At 45.1% G+C, this 10,636-nt stretch carries 7 protein-coding genes; 3 read left to right on the top strand and 4 right to left on the bottom strand.

Annotated features, from left to right (window positions below; all coding sequences use genetic code 11):
* Positions 1-141 precede the first annotated feature (141 nt).
* Positions 142-1,413: a hypothetical protein gene (locus tag AC07M6_RS11765; protein ID WP_494889587.1), complete on the bottom strand. Its 1,272-nt coding sequence runs from the start codon at positions 1,411-1,413 to the stop codon at positions 142-144.
* A gap of 442 nt (positions 1,414-1,855) precedes the next feature.
* Between AC07M6_RS11765 and mnmA the strand changes: the two genes are divergently transcribed.
* The 3 genes from mnmA (at position 1,856) to AC07M6_RS11780 (ending at position 6,222) form a co-directional block, all read left to right on the top strand.
* Positions 1,856-2,944, top strand: coding sequence for a tRNA 2-thiouridine(34) synthase MnmA (gene mnmA, locus AC07M6_RS11770; RefSeq protein WP_494889589.1), 1,089 nt, complete (start codon positions 1,856-1,858; stop codon positions 2,942-2,944).
* Between the two features lie 366 nt (positions 2,945-3,310).
* Positions 3,311-5,722: a type I DNA topoisomerase gene (gene topA / locus AC07M6_RS11775; RefSeq protein ID WP_494889591.1), complete on the top strand. Its 2,412-nt coding sequence runs from the start codon at positions 3,311-3,313 to the stop codon at positions 5,720-5,722.
* A gap of 92 nt (positions 5,723-5,814) precedes the next feature.
* Positions 5,815-6,222: a hypothetical protein gene (locus tag AC07M6_RS11780; protein WP_494889593.1), complete on the top strand. Its 408-nt coding sequence runs from the start codon at positions 5,815-5,817 to the stop codon at positions 6,220-6,222.
* An 80-nt stretch (positions 6,223-6,302) separates the two neighbouring features.
* On the opposite strand, the gene AC07M6_RS11785 is transcribed toward AC07M6_RS11780, so the two are convergent.
* From AC07M6_RS11785 to rnr, 3 genes are all read right to left on the bottom strand, one after another.
* Complete coding sequence (locus tag AC07M6_RS11785; protein ID WP_494889595.1) at positions 6,303-7,028, bottom strand: glycosyltransferase family 2 protein; 726 nt, start codon at positions 7,026-7,028, stop codon at positions 6,303-6,305.
* 163 nt (positions 7,029-7,191) lie between these two features.
* The gene (locus AC07M6_RS11790) at positions 7,192-8,166 is read right to left on the bottom strand and encodes a polyprenyl synthetase family protein (RefSeq protein WP_494889597.1); all 975 of its coding nucleotides are present in this window, start codon (positions 8,164-8,166) and stop codon (positions 7,192-7,194) included.
* 130 nt (positions 8,167-8,296) lie between these two features.
* Complete coding sequence (gene rnr / locus AC07M6_RS11795) at positions 8,297-10,432, bottom strand: ribonuclease R (protein WP_494889599.1); 2,136 nt, start codon at positions 10,430-10,432, stop codon at positions 8,297-8,299.
* Between the last annotated feature and the right edge of the window lie 204 nt (positions 10,433-10,636).

The raw sequence follows: 10,636 nt of genomic DNA on the forward strand, positions 1-10,636 counted from the left end.
TATTACTGATGAAAATTCGCTTGCCGTCGTAAGTATCTTTGCCTGTATGAAAATCTTTAATTTAATTATAGCAAATAAGCCACGAATACGCCCAACTTAGTCTTGCGCTGCATCGCGCCAGTTTGGGGCATCAAGCTAAATCTAAACATACTTGAGTAAGTCTTTATACCACCATCGGCACATAAAATTGCCGATTGACCGATCCATTTGGCGCAACTTTGTCAAATCCATAACATACAAGTTATGCCCATCAGCGTCGGTGAAGGTAGACTCCATACCAAATCCTTTACACAGCTTTTCCCCTTCAATAGTATACCCAAGTCCTGCAAATCTTTTAAGGTGAACTCCATTTTGAAACAATAAAATAATTTTATGGATAAATGACATTAGTAACATTTCAAGTATCTTTTTAGCCGGTGGTGCCAAATCATCATCATCATCAAACTTTTTTATAGCTACAGATAGTATTAACAAATTATAATCTTTGCAATTATCATAGCTAATGACTTGATTAGATTTAATATCTGTCTCAGTGATTTTTCCGCATATAAAATCTGCAAATGTCTGATCATCAACAGGCACTGCATTTATATAGCCTAAAACACTATCATTAAAAATATGCTTGGCGAATGACCAAATATCTGGTTCGATTTTAAACCAATTTAATCCAGATTCCATTGAGATAGAACTTTGTTTATAAGCTTCGTCATAAACCGACATGTCTATATTGAAAGTTTGCTTAAAGATTTTCAATATCTGCCGTTCTTCTAAGCTTCTTCCATGAACAATTTTTATCTGATGTGGTGTCTCCCAAAGCAGATCACTAATGGTATTATGATAATGGTCACTATATTGAAAATCTGAATGACCGAATTTCGATTGGGCTTTTTCCCGGATAAAACTGGATTTTTGCAAAAAACCATTAGTGCCGCTTGGCCGGCCGGAACGGGTCAAAAGGAACGAAAAAGGAACAATGGAGTCACTTATTGCCTTTTCATAAATAACACTATCGACTTGATCATTTAAAATCAATTTATACCAATCAAAATCCTCAGGAATGATAGAGCCAAACAAAAAAATTTTATCAAACTTTATTTCAGGATATTTTTCCAAGGCAAGCACCAGTAGGTAGGTACCTAAACTGTGTGCCATAATACAAGGTCGATAAAAAGGCTTTTTTATATCCAACTCATATCTGCGATCATGGATGATACTAAAGTACCAATCTCTAAATTTATCAATATCAGTAGAGTAATTAAAAGGGAAAATACCGAAAACTTTAACACCGTACTTAAACGATGCACATTTTAAGCCCTCTAAGCTCAAAACTTCAGCAAGTTGATTCTGCCATTTTCCTTTTGATAAGTAGCCGTGGATTGACATAACCACGCGCGGTTGATAAATATTAGACAAGGTTATTGTTTGGTTTAATCCTCTAATCTAAAAAACATTTTTATTTTAACAAAAAGTTGACTTTAATAATCACCAACTGGCATGCCGCGTTCATTCCATCTTGTATTTTCGCAACCACGAACCCTCTGTTGCTGGCGTACGCCTGTGGCGTGTTCCTTAACTATACTCCTAATGTATTTTTCTGATTGCCTTCTTCCGACCTACGCGGGCGCAAGCTGCATATACAATAACTTTTCTATTACCGCCAGCCTCCCTGGCATTGCTTCGTACTAATCAAGAAATGGCAAAACCAAGCCGCAGGAAGCCCTGGTCAATTATAATACAGAATCAGCTGAGCCGATATCCGGATAGGTCAACTTATCCCCACCGTAATCGTCATTATAAAGCAACTAATCACTAATCAACCAATTAACTAATCACTAATTATTACCTTTGCAGTCTGATGAGCAAACACGGACGGATATTAGTAGCCATGAGCGGCGGGGTTGACAGCTCGGTTGCCGCGGTAATGTTGCATGAGCAAGGGTACGAAGTTATTGGCCTTACCATGAAAACGTGGGATTATGCCTCAAGCGGTGGTAGCTCTAAAGAAACCGGTTGCTGCAGTTTGGATAGTATTAACGACGCGCGCGCCTTGGCCGTGGGTTATGGCTTCCCGCATTATATCCTGGATATCCGCGATGAGTTTGGCGATTTTGTGATCGATAATTTTGTTGACGAATACCTGGCCGGCCGCACACCTAACCCCTGCGTACTATGCAACACGCACATTAAATGGGAAGCCCTGCTTAAACGCGCCGATAAACTGGATTGCGAATTTATAGCCACCGGCCATTACGCCAACATCCGTTTACAGGATAGCGGCCGTTATGTGATATCAAAAGGTAAAGACGAAAATAAAGACCAATCATACGTGCTTTGGGGCGTATCGCAGCAAAACCTGGCGCGCACTAAATTTCCTTTGGGGAGTTTTAGTAAACCGGATATACGCCAGATGGCTTTAGATATGGGTCAGTTTGATTTGGCTAATAAAAGCGAGAGCTACGAGATTTGCTTTGTGCCAGATAACGATTACCGCGCCTTTTTAAGGCATAAGGTACAGGATCTGGACGCACGGGTAGGCAGCGGCTCGTTTATACTGACAGACGGCACCGTTGTGGGCCAGCACCAGGGATATCCGTTCTATACTATCGGTCAGCGCAAAGGTTTGGGCATTGCTTTGGGCAAACCCATGTTCGTCACCAAAATTAACCCAGATACCAATACCGTAGTTTTAGGCACGCAGGAAGAGCTGGAAAAACGCGAAGCCTGGGTACGCAACCTTAACCTGGTGAAATACGAAAACATTAACCTGCCTATGCAGGCCGTAACCAAAATACGCTATAAGGATGCCGGCGCCGAAAGCACCATTGTACAAATGGGCGAATACATGAAGGTAGAATTTGACCACGCCGCATCGGGTATTGCCCCGGGCCAATCGGCTGTGTTTTACGAAGGCAATGATTTGCTGGGCGGCGGGTTTTTGATGTAGGGTGCTGCGCACAGTGATTGGAGATTGGTTGATTAGAGATTAGTTCTTACCCCCGGTGTTTTGTGTCCCCACAAACACCATCTTGCACAACCGCTCAACATAAACCTGATAGTAGTGGAAACCCCGGAATGCAGCGCAGCGTAATGAGGAGTTGTAACGGATAGCAGGAACAAACGTTAATAACAGCACTACCGTGCTTTTCAAATCATCCCGAATAAGGCACCAGGTATAGTGCTTCTCCAGTAAAAAATCATTACAAATACACGGCGTTTTATGCCACGCGATAGCGGGATTTATAAAATTAAAGGGGCAAACAAATTTGCTAATCCACATCTTTCTATTTTATTTGCAGAAAATAATTAATTAATGGCGAAAAATTTACTCATTGTCGAATCACCGGCCAAGGCCAAAACCATCGAGGGATATCTCGGAAAAGACTTTACTGTAAAGTCGAGTTACGGCCATATCCGCGATTTGATCAAGAGTGATGACGCCATTGATATTGCCCATAATTTTGAGCAGAAGTACGAAGTACCTGCTGATAAAAAGCAGGTAGTAAGCGAGTTAAAGAAATTAGCCAAGGAAGCCGACATGGTTTGGCTGGCATCGGACGAGGACCGGGAGGGTGAAGCCATCTCCTGGCACTTATTTGAAACTTTGGGACTAAAAGACGCCACTACCAAACGCATTGTATTTCACGAGATTACTAAGCCGGCCATTATGCGGGCGATAGAAAATCCACGCAAAATAGATTATAACCTGGTGTATGCCCAACAGGCACGCCGGGTACTGGACAGGCTGGTAGGTTTTGAGCTTTCACCCGTACTTTGGAAAAAAGTTAAACCATCGCTATCCGCAGGCCGGGTACAATCGGTAGCCGTTAGGCTGATAGTAGACCGCGAGCGTGAGATTAATAAATTTACACCCGAGGCCGCCTTCCGCATAGCTGCCACATTTGGCAAGGGCCGCGAAGCCTTTAAAGCCGAATTAGCCGAACGCTACAGCAAACAGGAAGATGCCGAAAAGTTTTTGACCGATTGCACGGATGCTACCTTTAAAGTTAATTCGTTAGAGACCAGGCCACTGAAGCGTTCGCCTGCCGCGCCGTTCACTACCTCAACTTTGCAGCAGGAGGCCAGTCGCAAGCTGGGTTTCTCGGTATCGCGCACGATGCAGGTAGCACAAAAACTGTACGAGAGCGGTAAGATCACCTATATGCGTACCGATTCGGTTAACTTATCAGATACCGCTATAAATGCCGCGCAGGCGCAAATTGTATCGGCCTATGGTGAAAAATATCACCAGATGCGCAAATACAAAACCAAATCGGCCAGCGCGCAGGAAGCCCACGAGGCTATCCGCCCTACTTATTTTGATGTGCATACGGTTGACGGTGATAACTCCGAGAAACGTTTATACGAACTGATCTGGAAACGCGCCATCGCATCGCAGATGAGTGAGGCGCAGTTTGAAAAAACCACCGCCAAAATCGGCATATCAACCCGTAAAGAGGAACTGGTAGCCAACGGCGAGGTAATGAAGTTTGACGGCTTTTTGAAAGTATACCTCGAATCGAGCGATGATGAGGACGACGCGCAACCCGATGAGGATAACGCGATGCTGCCGCCACTAACTATAGGCCAGGTATTGGCTATGCAGGAAATGGTTGCCATGGAGCGTTATTCGCGCCCGCCGGCACGTTATACCGAGGCCAGCTTGGTAAAGAAACTGGAAGAATTAGGCATCGGCCGCCCGTCTACCTACGCCCCTACCATTTCCACCATACAAAACCGTGGCTATGTAGTAAAGGAAGAGCGCGAAGGCCGTACCCGCAGCTTCCGTGTGCTGACGCTGAAAGACCGTAACATTAAGAAAGAAGAACGCACCGAAAATACCGGCGCCGAACGTAATAAACTTTTCCCAACCGATATTGGCGCCGTAGTGAACGATTTCCTGGTGCAATATTTTAAGGGCATTGTGGATTTCCATTTTACCGCCGGGGTTGAAAAACAGTTTGACGAGATTGCTCAGGGCTTGGAAGAATGGACGGACATGATCCGCAAGTTCTACCAGCCATTCCATTTAGAGGTAGAGAATACTTTAAAAACAGCCGATAAGGCTACCGGTGAACGCGATTTGGGTGTACACCCCGAAAGCGGCAAAAAGGTGTCGGTACGGATTGGCCGCTACGGCCCCTTTGTGCAGGTTGGCGATAACGCCACCGAAGAGGGCGACGAGAAGCCATTATACGCCAGTTTGCGGGCCGGACAGATGATAGAGACCATTACCCTGGCCGAAGCCTTAGAGTTGTTTAAACTGCCTAAAAAGGTGGGTATTTACGAAGATAAGGACATGACGGTAGCCATTGGTAAGTTTGGCCCCTACATCCGCCATAACAGCGCCTTTGTTTCGCTGCCAAAAGAGATTGACCCGCTGGACGTTACCGAAGAACAGGCTATAGAACTGATTGAGGCCAAACGTAAGCGTGATGCTGAGCGGTTGATTAAGGCGTTTGATGAAAACCCCGACGTTAAAATACTGAACGGCCGCTGGGGACCATACATTGAGTTTGAAAAACTGAACGTGAAGATCCCTAAGGATAAAGACCCGCTGACGCTAACCTATGCCGAATGCAAGGCGCTGGCCGATGCTACACCTAAAGATGCCAAAAAAGGCCGCTTTGGTAAAGCCGCGCCCAAGGCTGCAACAGCAGCAGCCAAAAAACCGGCGGCTAAGAAAGCGCCGGCTAAAAAGAAAGCCGCGCCGAAGAAGAAATAGGTTAGTGATTAGAGATTAGTTAATTAGAGATTAGGTTTAGAACGCTCTATTCAACTAATCTCCAATCACTGATTAACTAATCTCTAATACGAATGAAAAAAGACCTCCCCGAAAATATAGTAGAAGATATAGCAGTAGCGGTTGCGCTGGAGAAGGAAAACATAGAGTTTAAAACCTGGTACGTTTACCTCATTAACCTAAAGAACCAACCGATTGAGAATGTACTGATCACCAGCAAGGGCTATGGCGAAAAGGATGGCGAGCAGGTAAAAACATCCACCCTGCGCCACATGTTTCCGCTGATAGAGGGCGGCACTTACAAACTGATTGAACCGATAGACGAGCAAACCTTCGGCCTGAGCAATGAGTACTGGCTTAGCTATTATATCGGCCGCGAGATCTTCGATAAAAAATTCATTTTCCTTCCCGAAAGCATTGTGGAATCTAACTTCATCAAGCTGCCTATTTTAAATAAGCCGGGGGTGATGATTGGGAAGTGAGGGTTAAAGATTAGAGATTAGTTAATTAAAGATTAGGCTTATCAAATGCAAAGAGTAAAGCCGAACTAATCTCTAATTAACTAATCTCTGCCGAGCATCCCGTACTTCAAAATACAGTAAATCGCCCTTACACCATCTTTCCAGCCTATTTTCTTGCCTTCATCATACGTACGGCCGTAGTAGGATATGCCTACCTCATAGATCCTGATCTTAGGGATGCGGGCAATTTTAATGGTCACCTCGGGTTCAAAACCAAAACGCTTTTCACAAAGCCTGGTACCCTGTATCATTTTTGTATTGAACAGCTTATAGCAGGTTTCCATATCGGTTAAGTTTAAGTTGGCAAACATATTGGCTGCAAACGTTAACCAGCGGTTACCTATAGTATGCCAAAAAAACAGGATCCGGTGCGGGTTGGCGCCCATAAAGCGCGAACCGTAAACCACATCGGCAAAGCCGGCGCAAACGGGTTTCAGCAGGTCGTTATACTCGGTCGGGTCGTATTCCAAGTCGGCATCCTGTATCACCAGGTACTCGCCGGTTGCCTTTTGTATCCCGGTATGCAAGGCGGCCCCTTTGCCCTGGTTAACCTCATGGGTAAAATACTTAATATTTACATCGGGATTAGCCTGCCGGTAACTTTCAATAGCCTGCCCGGTATGGTCGGTAGAGCAATCGTTTACAATGATGATCTCCTTTTGGATACCGTCAACCAGTTCAACGCCTTTAATTTTGTTAAGGATGAGGTGAATGGTATTCCCCTCGTTATAAGCGGGAATAATGATGGACAGGCAGTTGATCTTCATTTGCGGGGGTATTGCATGTAATAGTGAACTTCAAAAATAGTAAAATTCAGCAATTTGTTCATTTCTATAAGACGCGAAGCAATAACGCCCCCTTAACCATGTAAAAAAGCTATTGCGACGCGCTGCTTAAAGCAGTTATCTCCATCCCGAAATGGGCAGTATTTTAATATTCGCGCACCAATAAACTATCTGCAAAGCCGCGCAGGTATTGCTTATGGGTATCCGGCAGGTTGATGCTATCCAGCGCTGTAAAAGCTTTGGTGGCATACGTTTGCATCGCTTGTTCAGCTTCCTCGCGGATGTAAAGCCGGTTGTAAATACCGGTAACGGCTGCTACCTTATCCGGGTGACCAGATTGTTCATTACTTATCCAATGCTGCAGTTCGGCAGCTGTACCGTCCTGTGCCAATTCCAGCGCTTTGATCAGCAGGTAAGTTTTTTTGTTAGAGATGATATCCCCGCCTACCTGTTTGCCAAATTTATCCGGGTCGCCGTATACATCTAAAATATCATCCTGCAACTGAAAGGCAATGCCTAACTGCTCGCCGAAGGTATAGATTAGGCTGGCATCTTTTTCATTAGCCCCGCCTATAAGCGCGCCTATTTTTAAAGCCCCGCCTAATAGTACAGCCGTTTTCAGGCGTATCATGTTGATGTATTCATCAGCCGATACGCGGTCGCGGCTTTCAAAGCTCATATCAAACTGCTGGCCTTCGCAAACACCGGTGGCGGTATCGTTAAAAATATCCATCACCTTACGCAGTATGTTATCCTCTACCTGCAGCATCAGTTTGTTGGCCTCTACCATCATCGCATCACCCGACAGGATGGCTACGTTTTGGTTCCAGCGTTCGTGCACGGTAATTTGGCCGCGGCGCAGTGGGGCTTTATCCATAATATCATCATGCATCAGCGTGAAGTTATGGAACACCTCTATAGCCAGCGCTGCCTTAACGGCCTTGTTTACATCGCCGCCAAAAACATCACAGGCCATCAGCAATAAAGCCGGGCGCAGGCGCTTACCGCCTAAAGAAAGGATGTAGCTAATGGGTTCGTATAAGTCGGGCGGTTGCGTTGGGTAGTGTAACTCATCAACCGCGCCGAGTATAATAGTTTGTAATTCGTGTAGTTCTTTCATTATAAAATTATGTCATTGCGAGGAGCGGCCTTCGGTTAAAGCGATGAGGCGACGTGGCAATCTCGTAGTTTGATAAACATACTACGAGATTGCCGCGCTATCGCTCGCAATGACATTTGTTTTTTGTTCATCAATCCTGCACTAAAGAAAAGTCTATTTGTTTTTTGGTAAGATCCACATTCTTTACTTTAATGCGCACCTCATCGCCCAACTGGTAAACCTTCTTTTTACGCTGACCGATAATGGCGTAATTTTTCTCGTCTAAGGTATAAAAATCGTCACTAATATCGCGCAGGCGTATCATACCCTCGCATTTATTTTCAATGATCTCTACATACATACCCCATTCGGTAACGCCCGAAATAATGCCGCTGAAAATACTGCCCACATTATCTTTCAGGTATTCAGCCTGTTTGTATTTGATAGAAGCGCGCTCCGCATCTGATGCCTTTTTTTCCATGGCCGAACTGTGCGAACACAATTTTTCGTAATGTTCGGCATTGGCGCTTTGTCCGCCGTTTAAATAGTGGAATAATAATCGGTGCACCATCACATCCGGGTAACGGCGTATAGGCGATGTAAAGTGGGTATAATGATCAAACGCCAGGCCGTAGTGGCTGCTGCTTTTGGTGGTATAAATAGCCTTAGCCATACTACGGATAGCCAGGTGCGTCAGTACGTTCTGTTCTTTTTTGCCCTCTACATCGTTCATCAAAAAGTTAAGCGATTTGGCAATTTCCCTGTCCGATTTCATATTGATCTTATACCCAAACCGGGCAGCAAACTGTGCGAAGTTGCCCAGTGTTTCGGGGTTAGGTGAATCGTGCGCGCGGTAAACAAAGGTGTATTTGTGCTTGCCTTTGCCCAGTTTGCTCACATATTCGGCCACCTTGCGGTTGGCCAGCAGCATAAAGTCTTCAATCAGTTTATGGGCGTCCTTGCGTTCCTTTACATAAACGCCAACAGGTTTGCCCTTTTCATCCAGCTTAAATTTCACCTCGGTGGTTTCAAAGCTGATGGCGCCGTTTTTAAATTTGGCATCGCGCAGTTTATAAGCCAGCGCGTTCAGTTTTAAGATCTCTTCGCTGTATTCGCCTTCCTTAGCCTCGATAATCTCCTGCACCTCTTCGTAAGCAAAGCGGCGGTCGGAGTGGATCACGGTTTTGCCGTACCATTCGTTAATTACATGGGCCTGCTCATCCAGTTCAAACACGGCGGCAAAGCAAAGCTTATCTTCTTTAGGGCGCAGTGAACATAATCCGTTGGATAATCTTTCCGGTAGCATCGGAATCACGCGGTCTACCAAATAAACCGAAGTAGCCCTATCAAAAGCTTCCTTATCCAAAGCAGAATCAGGTATGATGTAATGCGCCACATCGGCTATATGCACGCCCACCTCGTAGTTGCCGTTATCCAGCACACGGAACGATATGGCATCGTCAAAATCCTTGGCATCAAAAGGGTCAATCGTTATGGTCAGGATCTTACGGAAATCGCGGCGTTTGGCAATTTCAGCTTCACTGATCACATCAGGTATGGCTTCCGATTCCTCTTCCACCTCTTTTGGGAAAGCAGTCGGGAAACCGTATTCGGCCAGGATGGCGTTCATTTCGGTATCATTCTCGCCCTGCACACCCAGCACTTGTTTAATGCGGCCTATCGGATTTTTTGCTTCAGGCGGCCAGTCGGTAATTTCGGCTACGGCCTTTATGCCGTTTTTGGCCCCGTTCAAATCGCTGATGGGGATAAAAATATCGTGCATCATCTTACGGTCGTCCGGTACAAAAAACGCGAAGCGTTCTGATAGCTTCACAATGCCGGTAAACTCGGTTTTGGCCCGCTTGATAATCTCTATTAACTCGCCTTCCTTACGCTTGCCCTTACTTTTGGCATAAACGTAAACCTTTACACGGTCGCCGTTTAGGGCGTTACGCAACTTACGGGGGGCAACAAAAATGTCGGTTTCGGCGGGGTCGTCCGTCACAATAAAGGCCGAACCATCATTGGTCAGGTCAACTTTACCTTCAATAAAGGTCTTCAGTTCGGCCAGTTGATATTTGCCGGGGGCAATTTCCTTCATGGAATGGTCAAAAGCGCCATCCTTTAATATTTCGAGTATGGTTTGGCGCCCGTCGTCCTCGCGTATATTTAGTGCAGCAGAGATCTGCTTGTAGTTCATTGGTTCATTTCCATTCTTCTCAAAAACATCCAGCACCATTTGCGTGAGGACCGTTTTAAACGAAGAATTATGTTTCTTTTTAGACATAGATATTCATTGTATTTATACGAAGATACGTAAAGATGCGCGGATGTGCATATTTGCAGGTATGCCGGTTGATCCGGGGCAATGCGCAGAACTTGCATGATGATATAATTATTGCTCATTACTACGCCGTTTCCGGAACAAAAAAAGCGGATAAATATTTTTATCCGCTTCCTTTATTGATACGCCTGATTTATACAATCGGGA

This window comes from Mucilaginibacter sp. GW821-FHT07H05 (genome assembly GCF_059418485.1).

Excerpts from the sequence above, each read along its gene's own strand:
- mnmA (WP_494889589.1), top strand. The coding sequence starts at position 1,856 with ATGAGCAAACACGGACGGATATTAGTAGCCATGAGCGGCGGGGTTGAC.
- topA (WP_494889591.1), top strand. The coding sequence starts at position 3,311 with ATGGCGAAAAATTTACTCATTGTCGAATCACCGGCCAAGGCCAAAACC.
- AC07M6_RS11780 (WP_494889593.1), top strand. The coding sequence starts at position 5,815 with ATGAAAAAAGACCTCCCCGAAAATATAGTAGAAGATATAGCAGTAGCG.
- AC07M6_RS11785 (WP_494889595.1), bottom strand. The coding sequence starts at position 7,028 with ATGAAGATCAACTGCCTGTCCATCATTATTCCCGCTTATAACGAGGGG.
- AC07M6_RS11790 (WP_494889597.1), bottom strand. The coding sequence starts at position 8,166 with ATGAAAGAACTACACGAATTACAAACTATTATACTCGGCGCGGTTGAT.
- rnr (WP_494889599.1), bottom strand. The coding sequence starts at position 10,432 with ATGTCTAAAAAGAAACATAATTCTTCGTTTAAAACGGTCCTCACGCAA.